This window comes from Mycobacterium sp. GA-0227b (genome assembly GCF_001499855.1).
GTDB lineage: Bacteria > Actinomycetota > Actinomycetes > Mycobacteriales > Mycobacteriaceae > Mycobacterium.
The window spans coordinates 109,023-129,565 of record NZ_LQIK01000003.1; the positions used below are offsets into that span (position 1 = coordinate 109,023).

General features: G+C 66.3%; 21 protein-coding genes and 2 pseudogenes. 8 read left to right on the forward strand and 15 right to left on the reverse strand.

Translation table 11 applies throughout. The annotated features are described in order from the left end of the window. Positions 1-73: 73 nt before the first annotated feature. Positions 74-739, forward strand: coding sequence for a PadR family transcriptional regulator (locus AU185_RS04330; protein WP_059102211.1), 666 nt, complete (start codon positions 74-76; stop codon positions 737-739). Here AU185_RS04330 and AU185_RS04335 read toward each other — a convergent pair whose 3' ends face one another. Further along, the gene (locus AU185_RS04335; protein ID WP_059102212.1) at positions 740-2,446 is read right to left on the reverse strand and encodes a 3-ketosteroid-delta-1-dehydrogenase; all 1,707 of its coding nucleotides are present in this window, start codon (positions 2,444-2,446) and stop codon (positions 740-742) included. Between the two features lie 99 nt (positions 2,447-2,545). Here AU185_RS04335 and AU185_RS04340 point away from each other — a divergent pair, with 99 nt between their 5' ends. Further along, complete coding sequence (locus AU185_RS04340) at positions 2,546-3,676, forward strand: 3-ketosteroid-9-alpha-monooxygenase, oxygenase component (protein WP_059102213.1); 1,131 nt, start codon at positions 2,546-2,548, stop codon at positions 3,674-3,676. Positions 3,677-3,683: 7 nt separating this feature from the next. Then, positions 3,684-3,962, forward strand: coding sequence for a hypothetical protein (locus AU185_RS04345; protein ID WP_059102214.1), 279 nt, complete (start codon positions 3,684-3,686; stop codon positions 3,960-3,962). On the opposite strand, the gene AU185_RS25510 is transcribed toward AU185_RS04345, so the two are convergent. Next, positions 3,959-4,081: a hypothetical protein gene (locus tag AU185_RS25510; protein ID WP_286132071.1), complete on the reverse strand. Its 123-nt coding sequence runs from the start codon at positions 4,079-4,081 to the stop codon at positions 3,959-3,961. The genes AU185_RS04345 and AU185_RS25510 overlap by 4 nt on opposite strands. 91 nt (positions 4,082-4,172) lie before the next feature. Here AU185_RS25510 and AU185_RS25515 point away from each other — a divergent pair. Continuing rightward, positions 4,173-4,280, forward strand: a pseudogene (locus tag AU185_RS25515) (theronine dehydrogenase); the annotation flags it as partial. Positions 4,281-4,314: 34 nt separating this feature from the next. After that, complete coding sequence (locus AU185_RS04355) at positions 4,315-5,127, forward strand: SDR family NAD(P)-dependent oxidoreductase (protein WP_059102324.1); 813 nt, start codon at positions 4,315-4,317, stop codon at positions 5,125-5,127. A gap of 3 nt (positions 5,128-5,130) precedes the next feature. Here AU185_RS04355 and AU185_RS04360 read toward each other — a convergent pair whose 3' ends face one another. The 5 genes from AU185_RS04360 to AU185_RS04380 all read right to left on the reverse strand — a co-directional run bounded on the left by AU185_RS04360 (position 5,131) and on the right by AU185_RS04380 (position 9,450). Next, positions 5,131-5,913 (reverse strand): SDR family NAD(P)-dependent oxidoreductase, encoded by a 783-nt coding sequence (locus tag AU185_RS04360; RefSeq protein WP_059102216.1) that lies wholly within the window; start codon positions 5,911-5,913, stop codon positions 5,131-5,133. Between the two features lie 18 nt (positions 5,914-5,931). Then, positions 5,932-7,008 carry a hypothetical protein gene (locus AU185_RS04365; RefSeq protein WP_059102217.1) on the reverse strand — a complete coding sequence of 359 codons (1,077 nt, stop codon included), beginning with the start codon at positions 7,006-7,008 and terminating at the stop codon, positions 5,932-5,934. 162 nt (positions 7,009-7,170) lie between these two features. After that, the gene (locus tag AU185_RS04370) at positions 7,171-8,115 is read right to left on the reverse strand and encodes an alpha/beta hydrolase (protein WP_059102218.1); all 945 of its coding nucleotides are present in this window, start codon (positions 8,113-8,115) and stop codon (positions 7,171-7,173) included. Beyond that, positions 8,112-8,963, reverse strand: coding sequence for an SDR family oxidoreductase (locus AU185_RS04375; RefSeq protein WP_059102219.1), 852 nt, complete (start codon positions 8,961-8,963; stop codon positions 8,112-8,114). The genes AU185_RS04370 and AU185_RS04375 overlap by 4 nt, the downstream gene beginning before the upstream one ends. Before the next feature lie 4 nt (positions 8,964-8,967). Then, positions 8,968-9,450, reverse strand: a complete 483-nt coding sequence (locus AU185_RS04380; RefSeq protein ID WP_059102325.1) for a nuclear transport factor 2 family protein — start codon at positions 9,448-9,450, stop codon at positions 8,968-8,970. A 129-nt stretch (positions 9,451-9,579) separates the two neighbouring features. On the opposite strand from AU185_RS04380, the gene AU185_RS04385 reads away from it, so the two are divergent. Next, positions 9,580-11,016, forward strand: coding sequence for an HNH endonuclease signature motif containing protein (locus AU185_RS04385; protein ID WP_059102220.1), 1,437 nt, complete (start codon positions 9,580-9,582; stop codon positions 11,014-11,016). A 38-nt stretch (positions 11,017-11,054) separates the two neighbouring features. On the opposite strand, the gene AU185_RS04390 is transcribed toward AU185_RS04385, so the two are convergent. From AU185_RS04390 to AU185_RS04405, 5 genes and pseudogenes are all read right to left on the reverse strand, one after another. Then, the gene (locus AU185_RS04390; RefSeq protein ID WP_059102221.1) at positions 11,055-12,056 is read right to left on the reverse strand and encodes an acyl-CoA dehydrogenase family protein; all 1,002 of its coding nucleotides are present in this window, start codon (positions 12,054-12,056) and stop codon (positions 11,055-11,057) included. Then, positions 12,053-13,198 (reverse strand): acyl-CoA dehydrogenase family protein, encoded by a 1,146-nt coding sequence (locus AU185_RS04395; RefSeq protein WP_156425402.1) that lies wholly within the window; start codon positions 13,196-13,198, stop codon positions 12,053-12,055. The genes AU185_RS04390 and AU185_RS04395 overlap by 4 nt, the downstream gene beginning before the upstream one ends. A gap of 8 nt (positions 13,199-13,206) precedes the next feature. After that, positions 13,207-13,335, reverse strand: a pseudogene (locus AU185_RS25010) (enoyl-CoA hydratase); the annotation flags it as partial. Between the two features lie 57 nt (positions 13,336-13,392). Continuing rightward, a complete protein-coding gene (locus AU185_RS04400) occupies positions 13,393-14,499 on the reverse strand; it encodes a zinc-binding dehydrogenase (RefSeq protein WP_059102222.1) in 1,107 nt (368 codons plus the stop codon). Positions 14,500-14,514: 15 nt separating this feature from the next. Beyond that, a complete protein-coding gene (locus AU185_RS04405; RefSeq protein ID WP_059102223.1) occupies positions 14,515-16,092 on the reverse strand; it encodes an acyl-CoA synthetase in 1,578 nt (525 codons plus the stop codon). Between the two features lie 101 nt (positions 16,093-16,193). On the opposite strand from AU185_RS04405, the gene AU185_RS04410 reads away from it, so the two are divergent. Together AU185_RS04410 and AU185_RS04415 are read left to right on the forward strand one after the other, a co-directional pair. Next, entirely contained in the window at positions 16,194-18,113 is a 1,920-nt protein-coding gene (locus AU185_RS04410) for a flavin-containing monooxygenase (RefSeq protein ID WP_059102224.1), read from the forward strand. Further along, the gene (locus tag AU185_RS04415; protein ID WP_059102225.1) at positions 18,110-18,997 is read left to right on the forward strand and encodes an SDR family NAD(P)-dependent oxidoreductase; all 888 of its coding nucleotides are present in this window, start codon (positions 18,110-18,112) and stop codon (positions 18,995-18,997) included. Before AU185_RS04410 ends, AU185_RS04415 begins: the two co-directional genes overlap by 4 nt. Before the next feature lie 48 nt (positions 18,998-19,045). Here AU185_RS04415 and AU185_RS04420 read toward each other — a convergent pair whose 3' ends face one another. From AU185_RS04420 to AU185_RS04430, 3 genes are read right to left on the reverse strand one after another with little or no spacing between them, the layout of a single operon-like run. Then, complete coding sequence (locus AU185_RS04420; RefSeq protein ID WP_059102226.1) at positions 19,046-19,483, reverse strand: nuclear transport factor 2 family protein; 438 nt, start codon at positions 19,481-19,483, stop codon at positions 19,046-19,048. Beyond that, positions 19,480-20,100 carry a Dabb family protein gene (locus tag AU185_RS04425; RefSeq protein WP_059102327.1) on the reverse strand — a complete coding sequence of 207 codons (621 nt, stop codon included), beginning with the start codon at positions 20,098-20,100 and terminating at the stop codon, positions 19,480-19,482. Before AU185_RS04425 ends, AU185_RS04420 begins: the two co-directional genes overlap by 4 nt. A gap of 5 nt (positions 20,101-20,105) precedes the next feature. Beyond that, positions 20,106-20,447: a hypothetical protein gene (locus AU185_RS04430; RefSeq protein WP_059102227.1), complete on the reverse strand. Its 342-nt coding sequence runs from the start codon at positions 20,445-20,447 to the stop codon at positions 20,106-20,108. Positions 20,448-20,543: the final 96 nt, after the last annotated feature.

Here is a 20,543-nt window from a genome sequence, read left to right on the forward strand (position 1 = left end):
TGGGCCGCAACACCATGTCCCGGCCAGTGGTGAGACGACGACCTATCTGACCTGCCATTGTTAGTCTGGACAAATGACCGACGACGCGTCTGGCGCGAAGCCGAACCTGGCGGCGACCAGTTTTGCGCTGCTGGGCATGCTGTCGTACGAGTACGAACTCTCGGGCTACGACATCCGTAAGTGGATCGAATGGAGCATGCGCTTCTACTACGGAAGCCCGGCGTACAGCCAGATCTACACCGAGCTCAAGAAGTTGGAGAAACTCGGCCTGGTGACATCGCGCTCGGACGACACGGGCGCGCGCAATCGCCGGTTGTACAAGATCACCGAGGCGGGCCTCGATGCGGTCACGCGGTGGGCGAACGAAGCCCCGGTCGATCCGCCCAATCTCAAGCATGGGCCGCTGCTGCGGGTGACGTTGGGACATCTGACGACACCCGACCGGCTCAAAGAGGTGCTGCAGGAACACGTGGCGTATGCCGACGAGATGCATCGCAACGCCGCCAAGGACGCTCGGTGGGCGGGCGCGGATCCGGCCTGGGCATACGCCCGCGTGGCGCTGCAGTGGGCCGAGCGGTACTACGCCAACGAGCGCGAGCTGGCGTTGAAGATGATCAAAGAGCTTGATGAGGCTCAGGCTTCGTTCCCCAAAGCGGGGGAGGGCGGCCGTACGAAAGTTCCGTGGCCGGCGCCCGAGTACTGGTACGAGATCGAGAAGAAGGCCGAAGCCGACGACTGACTATCCGCCAGCCGCGTCGTGCGCCGCGATGTAGCCGTACACCATGCCCTGCGCGATCGTCGCGCCGGCACCGGGATAGGTGGCCCCGAATGCGTTGGCGGCGGTGTTACCGATCGCGTACAGGCCGTCGATGGCGGTGCCGTCCTCGCGTAGCACCCGTGCCCGCTCGTCGGCGCGCAGGCCGCCACAGGTGCCCAGGTCGCTGAGCACCATCTTCACCGCGTAGAACGGGCCGCGCTCGAGCGCCCGCAGATTCGGATTCGGCGTGACGGTCAGATCTCCGTAGTAGCGGTCATAGGCGCTGCGGCCGCGTCCGAAGTCCGAATCCTGTCCGGCACGGGCCATCTCGTTGAACCGGTGCATAGTCGCGACGAACGGCGATTCCGGTACGCCGATCTTGCGGCCGAGGTCGGCGAGGTCATGGGCGCGGTGCGCGATGCCGGCGTCGTACCACGCCGCCGGAATGGCCATCCGTGGGTACAGATCGGCGGCGAAGACGTAACTGTTGCGGTACTTCTGGTCGAACACGATCCACATCGATTCGACCGGATTGCCCGCGCGTTCACGTTCCAGCACCTGCTGGCCGAACGACATGTAATCGGTCGCTTCGTTGACGAACCGGTTACCCGTCTGGTCGACGATCAGTGATCCAGGCAGTGAGCGTTCGGCCAGCATCACCTTGGGGGCACCGCCGGGGAGCGCGGCGACGGCCGGGAACCACCACGACTGGTCCATGAGATCGATTGCGGCGCCGACCTCTTGGGCGACGCGGATCGCATCGCCGGTGTTGGTCTCCGCGCCGAGGCTTGCATGTTCGCCGAGCGATTCCGATTGGAACTTCCAGCGCATGTCCATGCTGTGGTCGAAGCCGCCGGCCGCGAGCACGACGCCGCGGCGGGCGACGGCGGTGATCGAGCGGCCTCGATGGTCGAGGACCGCGCCGGTCACGCGGCCGTCGTCATCGGTGGTGAGCCGCTGCAACGACGTCGCGGTCCAAACGGGGATGCCGGCCTTGAGCACACCGGCGAACAGTCCGGCGGCCAGCGCTTGACCACCTGCGGCGTACCGACGGCCCAACAGCAGGCCGCCGACGCCTTGGCCGAGCCGTTTCACCACCAAAGGCAAACCTTTTCGGGGAACCCGCGACATCAGGTTGAGCCAGCGATAGTCGGCGCCCGTCGTCGGCATCGGGATCTTCGCCTCCATGACACCGGGACGCAGTCGCGAGCGGTACGCACCGAGCACGGCGGTGTCCAGCGGGCGGCACTCGCATGTCCGGCCCGCCGCGGAACCGCCGGGCGCCTCCGGGTGATAGTCCGAGTAGTCCCTCGCCCAGAACAGCCTCATCGGCGTGGTCCGCCGCAGTAGCTCGACGGTCGCGTCGACGTGTGCGACAAACGCCGTGGATCGCTGTGCCGCTGCGGTGCCATCGACCACCGCGTCGAGATACGTTTGTGCCCGCTGCGTGGTGTCGCCGCCACCGCTCTCCGCGAGCACCCGGCTGGCGGGGAACCACAGCGCTCCGCCGGAGCGCGCCGTCGAACCGCCGACGTAATCGGATTTCTCGACGATCAAGACGCTCAGGCCCTGCTCGCGGGCCGCCAACGCGGCCGCCATCCCGGTGCCGGATCCCACGACCAGAAGGTCCACGGTGCAGTCCTCGAGGGGCACGCTCGAGGGAATGGCGGGGTGCGGCGCAGTGGTCACGGCCTGACGCTAGGCCGTCTCGGCGTCCGTTGGCACCAGGCGTCCTGATGAGCGGAACGATCGGTGTTGCGCCGTTGCGTGCGGGAGTACAAAGGTCCAATGACGTTAGAGTCCGATGTCGAGGTCCGACAGATCGAAGCTGGGTCGGCGCCGACCCGGTTCGCCCGGGGTTGGCATTGCCTGGGGCTCATCCGTGATTTCGGTGACGGCCAACCGCATTCGGTGAGCGCGTTCGGTCAGAAGTTGGTGGTGTTTCGCAGCGGCGACGGGAAGATCAACGTTCTCGACGCCTACTGCCGGCACATGGGCGGCGACCTCAGCCAGGGCACGGTGAAGGGCGACGAGATCGCGTGTCCCTTCCATGACTGGCGGTGGGGCGGTGACGGCCGGTGCAAGCGGGTTCCCTACAGCAAGCGCACACCGCGCCTGGCGCGCACCGCGACGTGGACCACGCTCGAGCAGGACGGGATGTTGTTCGTGTGGAACGATCCCGAGGGCAATCCGCCGCCCGATGACGTGACCGTTCCGCGGATCGAGGGCGCCACGAGCAATGAGTGGACCGACTGGCACTGGTACACGACCGTGGTCAACACGAACTGTCGCGAGATCATCGACAACGTCGTCGACATGGCCCATTTCTTCTACATCCACGGCTCGATGCCGACACACTTCAAGAACATCTTCGAAGGGCATCTCGCGACGCAGTACATGAACAGCGGTTCCCGTGGGGACATTCCTGATCCAGAGGGTCAGCCGCGACTGCTCGGCACGACCTCGGTGGCGTCCTACTACGGCCCTTCGTTCATGATCGACGACCTGACCTACCATTTCGAGAACGACGATCAGAACACGATTCTGATCAACTGCCATTACCCGATCGACGCCAATTCCTTTGTGCTGCAGTACGGCATCATCGTCAAGAAGTCGGCAAACCTTCCCGAGGAAGCGGCGATGCAGGCTGCGATCGCGCTCGGCGACTGGGTCAAGGTCGGCTTCGAGCAGGACGTGCAGATCTGGAAGAACAAGGCCCGCATCGACAATCCGCTGCTGTGCGAGGAGGACGGGCCGGTGTATCAGCTGCGCCGGTGGTACGAGCAGTTCTACGTGGACGTCGCCGACGTAGCACCGGACATGGTCGACCGCTTCGAATACGAGATCGACGTCACGCGGCCCCGCGAAGCCTGGCAGCAGGAGGTTGAGGCGAACATCGCACAGGCGGCCAGCGGGTAAGGCTCTCATGGCTGTTCGCGTCGACAACCGTCTGCAGGATTCACCGCTGGTTCCTGTCGATTGCGGCACTTGTGGTGCCCGCGTACTGGTTCGCAAGAGCAGCTGGGAGCAGACCAGCATCCAGTGGGACGCGGATGCGATGGCCAGCTGCCAAGAATTGCGCGAGGCCGAGGCGCTCAAGAATCACGGCCGGGGCCTGGTCCTCGTCTGCGCGGCGCTTCGCGAATCGATCGAGGATGCGGCGAGGCGCGGTTCAGTCCCGATCCTCGATGAGGTCGTCGACTAGCCTCCGCCGGCGACGTACTGCGCAACCAGCGGCCGGACGTCCTCTGCGAAGGCAAGGACCTGCGCCCCGATGTCACGAACCGCTTCCGGGCTGAGCCGCCGATACGGCTGAGCCGACACCGACATGACGATCGCGCCGGTCGAGTCGAGGAGGGGAGCCGAGATCGTCGCCAGCGGGCATTCCGCTGCGTCGTCGAGTTCGTCGGGCAGCAAGTACCAGACGATCGTCAGTCACACATTCTCGTTCGAGGACATCGACGCGGCGTTAGAGGCCGCCTCCACCCCCGGGGCGACCGACAAGGTGGTGGTCACGTTCTAGCCCTACGGTGTACGCCGCACCGTAATCTCGTGTGGTGACCGAAAACCTCGACGCGCCGGTCGCCGTCGTGACAGGTGCGAGCCGCGGCGCCGGCCGGGGCATCGCCCGGGCACTGCTGGCGTGCGGCTGGCGGGTGTACGCGACGGGACGGACGGTGACCGATGCCGGCGACGGTGCGATCGCGGTCCGGGTCGACCATCGCGACGATGTCGCTGTTGCCGCGCTGTTCAGCCGGGTAGCCGACGAGTGCGGTGGCCTGGACCTGCTCGTCAACAACGCCGCGGCGGTCCACGACGCGCTTACTGATCCGAAGCCGTTCTGGGAGAAGGAGCTTGAACTCGGCGATATCCTCGACGTCGGATTACGTTCGGCCTACGCCGCGTCGTACTACGCCGCTCCGTTGATGGTGCGCCGGCCGCGCGGGTTGATCGCGTTCACGTCCTCGCCGGGTTCGGTCTGTTACATGCACGGGCCGGCCTATGGTGCGCAGAAGGCCGGCATCGACAAGATGGCCGCTGATATGGCGATCGACTTCCGGGATACGGCGGTGAATACGGTGTCGATCTGGATGGGCATCCTGCTCACCGAGAAGATGCGCGCGGCGTTCGACGGCAAGCCGGAAGCGTTGGCCACCATGGCCGAACACGCGGAAACCCCCGAGTTCACCGGCCGGGTGATCGACGCGCTGTACCGCGACCCGGAACTGGACCAACTGAGCGGCCACACCTTGATCGGTGCCGAACTGGCGCAGCGGTATGGCGTCACGGATGACGGTGGCCGGCAACCGCCATCGCACCGGGCGATGCTGGGCGCGCCGCGCGAGCCGAGCGACGTGGTGGTGCGCTGAGCGCTAGGCGTGCGCGCCGCCGTCGACGCGGATCTCGGTGCCGGTGATGAAGGCGCCGTCGTCGGAGGCGACCATGGCGATGACCGACGCGACCGAACTCGGGTCGCCCAGGACCTCGCTCTCGCGGCCGTGCAACAGCGGCGTCTGCTTCGCCCACAGCGCCAGGTCATAACCTTCAGGCATCTTGTCCAGCGTCGAATTGGCCAGAGCCGTTGCGACTCCACCGGGTTGGATGTTGACCGCGCGTAGACCCTGTTTGGAGTATTCGAGTGCCAGCGAGTGGGTGAACGCGAGGACGCCACCCTTGCTGGCGGCATACGCGGCCATATAGGGATGCGCGAACGAAGCGGCAGTCGAGGTGAAGTTCACCACCACGCCGCGGCCAGAGTCGAGCAACGCAGGCAAGGCGCGCCGCGTCATCAGGAAGGTGCCTGTGAGGTTGATTGCCAGCGTCGTGTTCCAGTCCTCGAGCGTGTGCTCGTGGGTGTGCGCACACCGTTGGATGGCTGCGGCGTTGACCAACACGTCGAGCCCGCCCATCTCGGCGACCGCCGCGTCGACGGCCGCCGCGACCGCAGCTTCGTCCGAGACGTCGAGCACCGTCGTCGTCAACCGCTTGCCCGTGCCCGCGTCGTCGGCCGCGGTGGCGGTCGCCGCCAGGCCGTCCGGTGAGACGTCGCAGGCGACGACCGTTCCGCCCTCGTCGAGCAGTCGGGCGACGGTGGCCGCACCGATGCCGGATCCGGCGCCGGTCACGATGATCCGCCGGTCGTTGAAGCGCTCCACGCTGAAAGCCTTTCTGGGTCAGGCGAGTTGGAACGCGCTGATCGGCGCTTCCTTCGGGTACTCGGCCGGCCCGCCAAGGTCGTAGACCGCATTCAGCGCCCCGATGAACTCCGGGTCGTGCAGCGGCTCGCCGGGCACGTCGAGCTTGATCCCCTTCTTGCCGGCGTCGTCGACGAGCATGTCGATGGCCTTGTCGATCGTCAGGTCGTCGCTGCCGTCCATGTTCTTCTTCAACTCGTCGTAGTCGGCGAACACTTCGGCCGACCAGTGCACCAGGAACCGCAGTTCGTCGGTGTGGTGGCGGGCGATCACGTCGTTGCCGTTCTTCAGCAGCCAGGCATCCTTGTCGGCCGGGTCGCCGGTGAACACCGTGTCGAACGCCAGGCCCGCCGGGGTCTGCTGCTCGAGCGGGCCGTTGGCCTCGCCGCGGTGCACCATCATCTCGTTCTGCACGAGCACACCGCGGTTGTACACCGGCGGCAGGAGACGCCGCGGCGCCTTGAGCGGACCGTCCGGCCAGTAGGTGAAGCCGCTGCTCTCGTCGTGTGAGAACCAGGTGATGACCTGGGCCATCTTGATCAGGTAGTCGCGGAACAGACCGGACTTGCCCATGACGCTGGTGAGCCATGTCGGCGCGTTCTCGTGACGCACACCGCGGAAGCTGGGGGAGTCGAGGTGGCCCGGATCCCGGTTGGCGCACGGCCCATTGATGTTGAACAACATCATCTCCGGCTTGGCGTACTCGGCGTTCCAATAGCTCTTCGCCAACTCCACGAAGCGCTGGTTGTAGAAGCAGTCGTGCAGTTCGGGATACAGCACGGTGCCGTAGTTGGCCAGGTAGCCACGGAATGTCGGCGTCAGGAACAGGTCCAGGGACGGTTCGAAGCCCTCCGGGAACATGCCGCTCATCGTGGCCATCAGCTCTTCCGCAGAGGCGAAGTGCTGGGCGATGATCAGCCGCCACGGCCCCTGCGTGCGAACCACGTCGAGCAGGCGCTCGCGCTGATCGTCGGTGTAGATATCGTCGATCTCACGCGGCGGCGACGCCGGCCGCAGAACGTCGGAAAGCTCCATGCGCTGCTGGTCGGTAAGCATGGCTCGATTGTGGTGCGGCCGCGCACCTTCGAAAGGCCACCTGTCCAGTGATCGGGACACGCTCATTTCTCCCGTCGAGCAGACGCGAATGCCCCCGACACGCCGAGGTCTGAGGGACATTTGCGTCTGCTCGCGCGAAGGCTCGCGCGGACGGAGGCGCGCTCAGAAGGGCAGGGGGTTGGCGAACTTGGCGCTCATCAGCGCGCCGATCTCGGCCACCGCCAACCGACCACGCGCGGTGGCGTCCGACCGCATCAGGAAACCGTGATACGCCCCGGGATAGCGGGTCAGTGTGGTCTGCACGCCGGCGTCCTGCAGTCGTGCGGCGTATCGCTCGCCCCAGTCCCGAATGGGGTCGGCGGCCGCGGTCACGACGATGGCTTGCGGTAGACCGGACAGATCGTCCGCACGGGCGGGCACCGCGTACGGGTGGTCGGGGCCGTCGGCCAACTCATACATGTACTCGATGTCGACGAGGGTGAGCATCGGGGCGTCGGGCATGGCTCTGACCGACGGCACCGTCAGATCCTTGTCGAGTCCCGGGTACATCAGCAGCTGCGCGAACAGGTCTGGGCCGCCGCGGTCTCGGGCGGCCAGGGCGACGGCCGCGGCCAGGGTGCCGCCCGCGCTGTCGCCGGCCACCGCCAATCGGCTTGCGTCGATGCCGAGTTCGTGCGCATTCGCCGCAACCCAGGACGTCGCGGTGTATGCGTCGTCGAACTGGGCCGGGGGCGGCGCTTCCGGCGCCAGGTGGTAGTCGACGGAAACCACGGTGGCGCCGGATTTCTCGGCGAGGGTGCGCGCCAGCGGTTCGAACGAATGATTCGATCCCAACACCATGCCGCCGCCGTGGAAGTAGACCATCGCCGGCGCCGCCGCCTGCACAGTCGGTCGGTAGATCCGCAACGCAATCTGCCCGACCGGTCCGTCGATCACCCGGTCTTCCACCTCGGCCATCTCCGGCATGGGAGGCAGGGGAGCGGACTCCAGGGCCTCGCGGACCGCGGCCAGTCCGCGCTCGCGCATCGGCGGCACAACACCGAACTCCGCGACGCGGGCCGCGGCGTCCGGATCCAACAGCGGTTCAGCGGCTTTGGAGATCGTCATTGCTGTGCTGGATCGAAACGACGCTTGGTGCGCAGCGCCGGCGGGCGGCGGTCCGCCAGGATGTCGGCGCGCTCAGCCATCGCGTTGCCGACATATTCGGGTTGCGTCAGCAGATAGAAATCGCCTGCGGCCGCCTGCTCGAACACCGTCCGCGCCGCCTCGATCGGGTCCATCGCGTCGGCCTTGATGTCGAGCATCGCCGATCGCTGCGACTCGGCCGCCGCGACATCGCCGCCGTCGACACCGCCTGCCGCCTCGAAGATGTTCGACTTCACCGCGCCGGGTAACACCGCCTGCACATGGATCCGGTCGGCGTGGCCGGCCAATTGCACCTCCAGGCGCAAGCATTCGGTGAGGGCGAGCACCGCGTGCTTGCTCATGATGTACGGCGCCTGCAATGGCACCGCCGCGACGCCGCCGATCGACGAGACGTTCCACACCCACGACGGCGTATCGGCGGCGAGCATGTGCGGCAGGAACGCGCGCACGCCGTAGAAGACGCCGCTGACGTTGATCGCCACCAGGCGATCCCAGTTGACCACGGGCGTGTCCCACAGGTAGCCGAACTGTTCCACACCGGCGTTGTTGACCAACAGCCGCACCGGACCGGTCTCGGAGTACACCTGGGCTGCAAGTCTTTCCAGCGCATCCGGATCGCGCACGTCGTACACGGCGTCGATGGAGCTGGGCAGTTCGTCACGCAGTGCGGCGATCGCCTTACCATCGACGTCGACAAGCACCACCGTCATGCCAAGCGCGGCGGCATGGCGGGCCAGACCGGCCCCGATCCCGTTACCGGCGCCGGTGATGACCGCGACGCCGCCGGAGAACGTCTCGCGAGCGGTCACCGAACTAGCTGCCGGATGCTGCGGTTTCGGTGGCGAGCTCGGCCAGTGGCACCGAGTCGGTGGTGTCGAGAACCATCTCCATTTCGGTGAACTCGAGCCCGTCGGCACCGCGGCGCACCGCGACGTTGGCGATACCGCTGGACACCGCGAACGGCACGAAGTTCGCGATCTGGTTGACGAAGATATAAAAACGGACGAGAGCGGCGTCCTCTTTAACGCCGGTGCGGTGCACGTTGGTGGCGTGGTGACGCAGCGGGTACGGGCTCTGCTTGCGGTGGTCGGTGAGCCACTCCATGACGGCGTCGCGGCCGTGCAGCTCCGGCGACATAAGCTCTTCGAAGGGGCTTGCGCCCGAATCGCTGCGGGTTACGAATCGGATGTTCTCGGCTTTCGCCGCCGCCATGTCGTCGTAGTTCGCCTCGTCGTAGGCGTACCAGTAGGCCGCGATGAATTCCTGCAATTCGGACAGCGTGATGTCGTTGCTCACCATTGCAGTCAACCGTCGGAGCCGCCGGTCGACACCGGGAGTGCCCGGTGAGTGGAACGTCGCCAACTCTCATGGAACCTTTCAGAGATACGTCGCGAAGTTCTTAGAATTCGCACATACGTTCGAGTCATGAGTGCGGAAGCGGTGCAGGCCACGGTTGCCTCGCTTCGCGCCGCCTATGACGAGCTGGCCGCGTTGCCCATCGAGGCGCTCACCGAGCACGACCTGATCGGTGCGCTTGACGACCTTGAAGCCCTCGCCTGCCAGCTGCCGACTCAGAGCCATCGCATGTTGGCGCGCTTGCAAGGGGAGACCACCGCCACGGAAATGGGCGCAAAATCCTGGCGCGACGTGCTGGCGATCCGGTGGCGGATCTCGACCAGTGAGGCCGGCCGCCGGCTCGACGAAGCCGCCAAGTTGGGTCCGCGTCGCACACTGACGGGTGAACCGCTCGAGCCCGAGTTACCCTGCACCGCACTGGCCCAAGCTCACGGGTCGATCAATCGCGAGCATGTCAAGGTCGTGCGCGAGGCGATGGAGCGCATCCCGGCCGGCGTCGACGCCGGCACCCGCGCACAGATCGAAGTCGACCTGGTGCGCACCGCGATCGGCGTGGGACCGAAGGAATTGAAAGACAACGCCGAGCGCATCCTGTTCCTGCTCGACCAGGATGGTCCCGAACCCGACGAGCGTGAACGCGCGCGGCGCCGTGGCGTGTGGAAAGGACCCCAGGGGTCAGACAAGATGATCCCGTTCAGAGGCAATCTGACTCCCGAAGCCTGGGCGATATACGAGGCGATCTTCGCGAAGTGGGCGGCGCCGGGCATGTGCAACCCCGACGACGAGCAACCCTGCGTTTCAGGTACGCCATCACAGGCCCAGATCGATAACGACCACCGCAGTCTGGCGCAGCGCCAGCACGACGCGCTGGTCGCGGTCGGGCGCAGCGTGCTGGAAAGCGGTGAATTGGGGCAGCACAACGGGTTACCAGCCTCGATCATCGTCCGCACCACACTGCAGGAGTTGGAGAGCCGGGCAGGGGTCGGCGTCACCGGTGGGGGCACCGTCATCCCCATCGGCGACGTGATTCGGATGGCCGCCCACGCTAACCATTACCTGGCGGTGTTCGACAAGGCGACCGGGTCGGCGCTGGACTTGTTTCGCGCTCGGCGCGTGGCCTCGCCGGCTCAGCGGATTATGCTCATCGCCCGCGACGGCGGCTGCACGAAGCCGGGCTGCACCGTGCCTGCCTACGGTTGCCAAGCCCATCACGCGGCTCGCGACTGGGCCGACGACGGGCAAACAAACGTCGACGAACTCGGTTTGGCGTGTGGGCCCGACAACCGCATGGTCGGGCCAGGCGGCTGGCAGACACGGATCAACGAAGACAACGACGTCGAGTGGATTCCACCCCCACATCTCGACACAGGGCAAGCCCGCGTCAACGAGTACCATCGCCCCGAGCGTCTCCACCGACCGTCCGACGAAACCGACGAAATCGTCGACGGACGAACCCCGAACGACGACAACGAAAGTCGAGCGGGACCAACAACCGACGCCGCGTGACGAACGCGCCTCGCGGCTGACCGTCATTCGCCGTAACCCTAGCCAGTGACCATGCTCCACAGTCCGGCTGCGCCCGCCGCCAGGGCCGCATCGGTCACCCGCTGGTCCCAGTACCGTACTGAGCCGAACTCCGAGCGCCAGGCTAGGGCAGCCCGGGTGAATTCGTGCAGTCGGTGCTCCTGTGTGGTGCCAATGGCGCCGTGGACCTGGTGCGCGTTGCGCACCACGACTTCCGCGGCATGGCCTGCGCAAGAACGGGCCGCCGCCACCCGGAATTCGAGGCTCTCGCCCGACCAGTCGGTGGTCACGGCCGTGGTCAGCGCGGCTTCGGTCGCCGCGCGGGCGAGCGCGGCCTCGGCGGTGAGATCGGCGATCAGATGCTGCACCGCCTGAAAGCGGGCCAACGGGCGACCGAACTGGATGCGCGACGTCGCATGCTCGACGGACATCTGGACGACGCGATCGAGCGCTGCGCACACCTGAATTGAGCGCACTAGTGCAGACTTCAGCCGCAATTGCGTGACTAGTGGTGCGGGAACCGACACGCCGTCGAGGGCCGAGATGTCGGCGGTGACAGTGTCGCGTGGCTCGCCGACCGTATTGAATCCCGATGTGATGCCCAGTCTCTCGATGTCAACGTCGGCGGCACGGTGTTCGCCACCGGCGTTCCACACCACCACGACCCGCTGGGCGCCCGCCGCCCATGGCACACCGCGCGCCGTCCCATACGAGTCCAATAGGCAAACCGTACGCACCGTCCCGGTACTGGGCAGGCCGATCGCATCCAACAGCCAGCACGCCAGCAAGTCGTTTTCGGCCAACGGAACTCGCACGCCGTGACGGGCCGCGGCGCTCAGCAGTTCGGCGGCTTCGTACCATCCGGCACCACTGCCGCCGACATCCTCGGGACCCGTGAGCCGCACCAGTCCGAGTTTGTCGAGTTGTTGCCACAGCGCCGGATCGCCGCGATGTTCCGCGAAGACGGCGTCCATCATCGCGACCAGTGCCGGATCCACGCCGGCCGACGGTGTCTCGGTCATCGAAGGCCCAATCCGCGCGCGATGACACCGCGCAGCACTTCGTTTGTTCCGCCGCGCAGCGTGAAACCCGGACGCTGATCCGCCGCAGCCGAAACGAGTTCGGTAAACGCCGGATCGATATCGCCATCGTCGAACTGGCCGGCGAATTCGGCGATATCGCCCTCGGTGGTGGTGCCGAGGACCTTGACGACGGCCGCGGGCACATCCGCCGGGGCATTTCGCTCCAGCGCACCCGCCACCGCGGTCGACATCTGGTGCAGGCCGGCGATGCGCGCCACCAGCCGCCCGAGGTCGGCGTCGGGCGAGATCCGCTGAGACGCCATGTGTTCGGCGCACGATGCGAGCAGAACGAACGTCGACAAGAACCGCTCAGGTCCGCTGCGCTCGAACGCCAGCTCCGAGGTCACCTGCTGCCAGCCGTCGCCGATCGCACCGAACACCATTGCGTCGGGCACGAACGCCGCATCAAGGACCACCTCGTTGAAGTGGTGTGCGCCGTTCATCGAGACGATCGGCCGGATATCCACACCCGGACCCCGCAGGTCGACGATGAACTGGCTCAGCCCGGCGTGCCGATCGCCCGGATCCACCGGTGCGGTACGCGCCAGCGCGATGAACGCGTGCGCGTGATGGGCCCCCGATGTCCACACCTTGGTGCCGGTTAGCTCCCAACCCCCGTCGACGCGAACCGCTTTCGTCCGCACGCTCGCCAGGTCAGAGCCGGAGTCGGGTTCGCTCATCCCGATGCCGAAGTAGCATTCGCCGCGCACGATCTTCGGCAGGAACTCCGACTTCTGGTGTTCGGTGCCGTACTTCAACAGCGACGGCACGATCTGCCGGTCGGCGATCCAATGCGCGGCCACCGGCGCGCCGGCCGCGAGCAGTTCCTCGGTCACCACGAAGCGTTCGACGAATGAGCGCCCGTGGCCGCCGTATTCGACGGGCACCGTCATGCCCAGCCAGCCCTTAACGGCGAGCGCGGCAGTGAACTTCTCGTCCCAGCCGGTCAACCAGGCATCGACGGCGGGGGTGTACGTGCCCGCGGCGCGCTGCTCGGCCAGAAAGGCGCGAACCTCGGCGCGCAGCGGCTCCGTGGTCGCCGGTTCGACAGTCGCCGGCGGCACCAGCCGCGGAAGTGACACCTGCGACGTCACCATCTCCTCCACTCATATCGGTGGCTGCGCTGCATGGCCGCCGCCATGGACAACGTTGAGTCCAGCGGACCCACCCGTGATTCTTGCAGCAGCCGCTTGGCCATCCGCAACGCGTGCGGGAGGTTGCACTGCCCGTCGATGAACAGCGTTTCACGCGTGTGATGGTGCATGGACTTCCTTGATCAAGGAACGATGCTGGCGCGGACATCGCGCTTGCCGTCGGCGGCGGCAAACGCCTCGTTGATATCGTCAAGCCGATACTGCGCCGCAGCAAGGCGTTTCAGCGGAAGCGAGTCCTGGTGCTGCTCGAGGAAGGTGAGCGCGCGCGACAGCACCGGCGGGTCGTAGAGCGAGACGCCGACCATCGTCTTGTTGGCGAACACGAACCGCGACGGATCGAACTCGAACGTCTTGCCGATGTTGATGTTGCCGATCTCCACGTAGCGGCCGAACTGGCCGAGCATCTTGAGACCCTCGTCGATGGCCGACGGGTGGCCGACCACCTCCACCACCACGTCGGCGCCCTGCCCGTCCGTGAGTTCGCGTACGACCTTCGTCCGGTCCTTCGCGGTGGCCGCCTCGTTGATGTCGATCACCGCATCGGCGCCGAACGCCGTCGCCAACTCCAGACGTTCGGGCACCCCGTCGATCGCGACGACCAGCCCCGCCCCACGTGCCTTCGCCACGGCGACGGCGTACAGGCCGAGAGCGCCGGCGCCCTGCACCACGACGATTTCCCCGAGTTGCTGATCGACGCGCTCCAGGCCGTATATAACCTGGGAGAGAGCGCAATTGGCGCCAGAGGCGATGTCGTCAGACACGGAGCCGGGAACGGCATAGATCACAGCACCGCTGGGCAGCAGGAAGTAGTCGCCATAGCCCCCCACGAAGTACGGAGGTTCGTCGGCGCGGCCCAGCATCGCCATCGTGAGGTTCAGGCATGCATTTCGCCGACCCATCAGGCAGTTGCGACAGCGGTGGCAGCAGAAGAAGTACGGAAATACCACCCGGGTGCCCACCTCCAGCGGCGCGCCGTTGGAGTCGGTGCTGACGCCGTCGCCGAGGGCCTCGACCATGCCCACCATTTCGTGCCCCAGCACGGTGGGCAGCTTGCCACCGAGTCCACCGGTCGCGAATGTTCCGTGCCAGGCGTGCAGATCGGATCCGCAGATGTTGGTGCGAGTGACCCGGATCAGGATCTCACCGGGTTCTGCCCCGGTCAGGCCGACGGTCTCGATCTGGAACGGTTCGCCGGGCCCGTCGAACCGCGCGATGCGTCCTGTGAACACGACGGCGTTATCCCTTCAGTGGGTGAGCGCTTCGGAGCCGAAGCGCTGCCTCAGTTGACGTTTCAACAGCTTGCCGCTCGGGTTCTTGGGCAGTGAGTCGACGAAGAAGACCCGCTTGGGCGTCTTGAAGCCGGCCAGATGCTTGCGGCAGTGCGCGATCACGTCATCCTCGGTCAGCGTGAAACCGTCGCGCGCGACCACCGCGGCCACCACGACCTCGACCCACGTGGGATGCGGCAACCCGAACACCGCGGCTTCCTGTACTCCGCTGTGCCGGTAGAGGATTTCTTCGACTTCGCGGCTGGCGACGTTTTCGCCGCCGGTCTTGATCATGTCCTTCTTGCGGTCCACGACGTGCAGCAGGCCATGCTCGTCGTAATAGCCGAGGTCACCGGAGTGGAACCAGCCGCCACGGAAGGCCTCCGCCGTCTTGGGGGGGTCGTCGAGATAGCCCAACATCAGATGTGGGCTGCGGTGGGCGATTTCACCCACCACGCCCGTCGCGACGGGCTGGTCCTCTTCGTCGAGGATGGTTGTCTCGACGTTGACCACCGGCCGCCCGGCCGCGCCGCCGTGTGCTTCCTGCTCGTCGGGTGCAAGCGCGGACGCCAGCGGCGCCATTTCGGTCTGCCCGTAGAAGTTCCACAGCCGCAAGTTGGGCAGCCGTTCCCGGATCTCGTTGATGATCTCGACCGGCATCGCGGAGGCGCCGTAGTAGCCCTTGCGCAGGCTGGACAGATCCACAGTGTCGAAGACTGGGCTGCGGAGCAGGCTGATCCACACCGTGGGAGGCGCGAAGTAGTTCGTCACTGCGTGGCGGGCGATCGTGCGCAACACCGTGTCGGGGTCGGGTTTGGGAAGGATGATGCTGGTCGCACCGAGGTAGATGTCGGTCGCGAGGAAGTTGTCGAGCTGCGCGCAGTGGTAGAGCGGCAGCGAGTGGATCTCGACGTCGTCGCCCGACATCGAGCCGGCAACGATCGTGCTGATGTACTGCCACATCAGGGTGCGGCTGCTGTGCATGACTCCCTTCGGCCGTGATTCGGTGCCGCTCGTGTACATCAACCGCAGGAGCTGGTCGTCGTCGATGTGCGGGGCCGGGGCCGCGGTGGTGGTGGTCAACCAGTGGGCGAAGTCGCCCCAACCGGGTGGTGCGGGCCGGCCGGCCGGCATCAGCGCAGTCGTGGTGCGCACCGTCCCGCCTTGCCGCATCGCCTGCTCGGCCGTCGGGATCAGGCCGGCCTCGACGATGAATCCGCTGGCCTTGCTGTGGCCCAGGACGTAGGAGATCTCGTCGGCGGTGAGCATGAAGTTGACCGGGACCAACACCACCGCGGCGCGGGCGGTCGCGAAAGCCAACACGGCGTACTGCCAGCAGTTGTGCGCCAAGAGCGCCAGGCGGTCACCGGGTGCAAAGCCGTTGTCCTGCAAAGCCGCCGCTGCTCTATCCACCAGGTTGTCGAACTCGGCGAACGTCAGGACGACGTCGCCATCGATGATCGCCACCTTGTCCGGCTGCTTGCGGGCCGACCGCCGTGGGATGTCGCCGAGCGTATGGCTGCGCGCCTGGGCTACCACGGTGTCCAGTTGCATGGCCGCAGCGTATGGCCTGGCACCGGTGGCTCAGCGGCTGGTGTCCCGCTCAGTAGGCAGGATGGCGCTCGTCGGGCCGTTGCGCTCCGATACTCGGAGCCGTGACTGCTGATGCGCAAACCAGGCCGGAGTCGACGGTTGACCGCGACGAACTGAGGACGCATCTGCGTGAGGCGGACGCTGGTGTGCTGGTCGCGGTGCTCGCCCAATTGACCGGTGATCCGTCTGTCATCGACCGGTACGGCGCCAATATCACCCATGTGCCGGATCCACCGGAGCGCCTGGGCACCACCGATACCGGCACCATGGAGGAGCTCGTCACGGCCGTGATCGAGGCGATCGACGCGCCCCGGCCGGCCGGTGCCGTGGCCCCAGAGGACCCGCAACTGTTCGCCCGATTGCTGCCGGTGGCACTCGGCTCCGACGTGGAGGACGAGTTCATTCCGTTGCTGCTCGAACAGGGCGGCTTCCAACTGTCGCAGCCGACGCTGCCGCGCACGGTGCCGATTCCGGAGACCACGACGGTGGCGATCATCGGCGCCGGAATCGCCGGCATCATCACCGCGCTCGCCGCCGCAGACGCGGGCGTCCGATATCAGATCTTCGACCGCAACGACGAGGTCGGCGGCACCTGGCTGACCACCCGCTATCCGGGGATCGGCGTCGACACGCCGTCGGCGTATTACTCGCTGTCGCGTGAGGTGAATCCGGACTGGACGAGCTACTACCCGCAAGGCGGGGAGTACCAGAACTACCTCGTCGCGCTCGCCGACAAGTACGGCCTTCGCCAGCACACCCGATTCGGCACCGAAGTCGAGGCGTTGTGGTGGGACGAGGACCGTAAGCAATGGCAGATTCACGCGGTCGATCGCGACGGCAACCGCGACGTCAGTTTCGCCACCGTCGTCGTCACCGCCGCCGGCTATCTCAACCGACCGCGGTGGCCGGATCTCGAGGGCCGGGAGTCGTTCGAGGGCATCAGCATTCACTCGGCCATGTGGGACCCGACGCTCGACCTCAGTGGCAAGCGCGTCGCGATCATCGGGGCGGGCTGCACCGCGGTGCAGATCGTCGACGCGTGCATCGACGAGGTCGACCATCTCACGGTTTTCCAGCGACAGCCGCACTGGGTGGCGCCGCGCAAGCGGCCCTCCGACGACGTGCCCGAGTACCGCCGATTCCTGGGCCGTCACGTGCCGTATTACGCGAACTGGCACCGACTGAAGTCGTATTGGGCGACGGCCGACAACAACTATCCCGTCATCCTGCAGGACCCCGAATGGGCCAAGGATCATCTGTCGATCTCGCCGGCCAACGACGTGCTGCTGCAGATGTGCCTGACCTATATCAACGAAACATTCGGCGAGGGAAGCGAACTGGCGAAGAAGGTCACTCCCGACTTCGCGCCGTATGGTAAGCGGATCATCCGCGACCCGGGCGGCTACTACGCGGCGCTGACCCGCGACCACGTCGACATGGAGGCCAGCGAACCGGCCGTGGTCAACGCGCGCGGCATCGTCACCCAGGATGGTCGGCAGATCGACCTCGACGTCATCATCTACGCCACCGGCTACCACCTCGACTTCCTGTCGACCCTCGACATCCGCGGCCGCGACGGCCGGACCCTGCGCGAGGAGTGGGGGGACAGTCCGCGTGCATACCGCGGCGGCACCGTGCCCGGTTTCCCGAACCTGTTCATCAACTCGGCTCCGAACTACAGCCCTGGTCACGGTGCCGGTGCCAACTTCTCGATGGAAGTGATGGCGCATTACATCATCGAGTGCCTGCAACTGATGGCGTTGCGCGACGCGGCGACCATGGAGGTGAAGCGCGACGCCTACGTGAGCTACGTGGCGCAGATCGACGAGGCGATGTCGCGGACGGTGTGGTGTCACACCCCGAATGCGCACACCTACTACCGGTCCGGTTCGGGCCGTGTGGTGGTCGCGACGCCATACCGACTGGTCGATCTGTGGCATCAGCACCGGGCACCCGTCGAAGAACACTTCGAGCTGTCGTGACCGGATTGCTGGAAGGCAGGACGGCGCTCGTCACGGGCAGTAGCCGCGGAATCGGCCGAGCTGTGGCGCAACGGCTTTCGGCCGAAGGCGCCACCGTTGTCGTGACGGCTCGGGCGTTCGAGCCGTCGGCGTCGGTGCGCGCCGGCGCATCCGCCGCGTTGCCCGGCACGATCGGCGAGACCATCGAGCTCATCGAGCGCGGTGGCGGCAAGGCGGTGGGGATCGCCGCCGACTTGGAAAACGCCGAGCAGCGTGAGCGGTTGGTGGCCGAAGTGGTGGAGCGGTTGGGCCGCATCGACATTCTGGTCAACAACGCCGGCTACGCGGACTACTCGGTCGTCGAGCAGATGAGCATGGAAACCTTTGACCGCACCGTCGAGCACTACCTGCGCACGCCGTTCGTGCTCACCAAGGCCGCCGCTCCGCACATGCGGAAGCAGGGTGCGGGCTGGATCGTCAACATCGGTTCGGTGACCGGCGTGGCACCGGTGCGGCCCTACCGCGAATACAACAAGACGTCCGGCGACGTCATCTACGCGTCATGCAAGGCCGCGCTGCACCGCTTCACCCAGGGGGCTGCCGCCGAGCTGGTCGATGCCAACATCGCGGTCAACTGCGTGGGCCCGTCGACCGCTATCCGTACACCCGGTGCGTCGCAACTGATTCCGGACACGTTCCCGACAGAACCGGTCGAGTACCTTGCCGAGACGGTGCTGGCGATGTGTCATCGGCCCGCTGCCGAACGCACCGGGCTCGTCGCGTTCAGCCTGCACTATCCGTGGTCGCAACAGTTGCCGGTGCACAGTCTCGACGGTGCGACGGTACTGCCGCCGCTGGAACCGCCGGCGACGGCCAACCCGAACATCCAGCCCGCCGGCATGTAGCGATTTCGGTGTCAGAACAGTCGCTCACCGACTGTTTCGGCACCGAAATCACTCGGCGAAGACGCGCTCGAGTGAGCCGACGTGTGCGCGGTTGACCTTGATGCGCTCGACAATTCGCCATCGGCCCGCCCGTCGCTCCCAGTGGTCGTGGTAGTCGCCCATCGTGTAGAAGCGCTCCGAACCGTCAGGGGACAGGTGCAGGTCGTGAACGTAGGCCCGCGATACGGCGGTGTCGCCCGCGACGTCGACGATCACGTTGCCCAGCAGATGTTGGGTCGGACCACAGGCGTCGAGATAGCTTCGAATGAGCGCAACGATGGCGGCGCTGCCGACGAGCGGTCCCGTGCCGAGGTCGCCCGTCGCGTCGTGGGCGAACACCTCGCCAACAGCCGTCCAGTCGTGCTCATCCATCGCGCGTGCGGCGGTGTAAAGTGCGCGCTCTATGTCGCGTTCGTCGAGAAGGCGCCGTACCGCGTCAGGATTCATGGCGTCTCCGCTCGACAGAAGCTGTGGCACACGCGGTCGCGCACAATGCACTCGGGGCATTCCGGGTCGAACCAACGATCGACGTAGGCCCAGTGGATCGGATGCATCAGATACGGGCCCATCAACCCCTCGACGTCCCGGAATTCCTGCTCGAACACATGGGTCCACGGCGACGTTCCGACGGCCGAGTCGACGCGGCTGAGCTGCCACGTACAGATCGACGTGACGTAGCGGGGGAGCAGGCGCAGGTCGTCTTCGAACCGTCGGAGGATCGCCTCGTCGCTACCGGGTTGCACCCGCAGCAACAGCGTCCGGTAGATGCTGCCTCGATCCGGCGACGCGGTGACCAGGTTGCCGGTATAGGTGGCGCCGTTGACGTGGTCGACCGCAGGATCGGCGAGGATCGTTTCGAAAGCCCCCGCCGCGGAATTCCATTGAGCCACCCCGTCGAACTGCAGATGCATCAGGATGTCGCCGCCGTTTCGCGTGCCGGGCAGTGTCGGCTGAATCAGCGCCCGCTTCGCACCGCTGGTGCTCGCCGCAGATCGCAGTTCGTAGATCAGACGATCGCAGGCCGCATCGTCGACGGTGTCGATCAGGCGGATCACGTTAAACATGCCCATCAAACGCTGCCCAACCCATCGACATCTTCGGCCGCTGCCGCGACATTGCGGGTCCGCTCAACGATCATCTCGCTGACGTCCTGCCACCACCGCCCGAGCGACGGGTCCGGCCTGCCCTTCCACGTCATCTCCCACCAGGCCCGCGGACACGGCAGCGTCCAGGTCGCCGTGACGACGTTCGACTGGTCGTCGAACCAGATCGGCGGGCTCACCAGGATGTCGCGCAGCGTCATACCGCGTTCCCTTGCCCCTGGCGCGTATTCGGCGAGATACGCGTCGACGAACCGTCTCGCGCAGCCCGGCCGGGTGACCACGCGGTCGACGACGTAGACGGCGCCCATGGGGCGACGATATTGCGGGCGGCGGGTCATGACGGCGTCCGCTCCCATCCATCGGGAAGGGCCCGCTCAGACATCCGATCCCAACGGCATCGTGGC

Excerpts from the sequence above, each read along its gene's own strand:
- AU185_RS04390 (WP_059102221.1), bottom strand. The coding sequence starts at position 12,056 with ATGACCGAGACACCGTCGGCCGGCGTGGATCCGGCACTGGTCGCGATG.
- AU185_RS04340 (WP_059102213.1), top strand. The coding sequence starts at position 2,546 with ATGACGTTAGAGTCCGATGTCGAGGTCCGACAGATCGAAGCTGGGTCG.
- AU185_RS04370 (WP_059102218.1), bottom strand. The coding sequence starts at position 8,115 with ATGACGATCTCCAAAGCCGCTGAACCGCTGTTGGATCCGGACGCCGCG.
- AU185_RS04405 (WP_059102223.1), bottom strand. The coding sequence starts at position 16,092 with ATGCAACTGGACACCGTGGTAGCCCAGGCGCGCAGCCATACGCTCGGC.
- AU185_RS04425 (WP_059102327.1), bottom strand. The coding sequence starts at position 20,100 with ATGTTTAACGTGATCCGCCTGATCGACACCGTCGACGATGCGGCCTGC.
- AU185_RS04385 (WP_059102220.1), top strand. The coding sequence starts at position 9,580 with ATGAGTGCGGAAGCGGTGCAGGCCACGGTTGCCTCGCTTCGCGCCGCC.
- AU185_RS04365 (WP_059102217.1), bottom strand. The coding sequence starts at position 7,008 with ATGCTTACCGACCAGCAGCGCATGGAGCTTTCCGACGTTCTGCGGCCG.
- AU185_RS04345 (WP_059102214.1), top strand. The coding sequence starts at position 3,684 with ATGGCTGTTCGCGTCGACAACCGTCTGCAGGATTCACCGCTGGTTCCT.
- AU185_RS04330 (WP_059102211.1), top strand. The coding sequence starts at position 74 with ATGACCGACGACGCGTCTGGCGCGAAGCCGAACCTGGCGGCGACCAGT.
- AU185_RS04420 (WP_059102226.1), bottom strand. The coding sequence starts at position 19,483 with ATGAATCCTGACGCGGTACGGCGCCTTCTCGACGAACGCGACATAGAG.
- AU185_RS04430 (WP_059102227.1), bottom strand. The coding sequence starts at position 20,447 with ATGGGCGCCGTCTACGTCGTCGACCGCGTGGTCACCCGGCCGGGCTGC.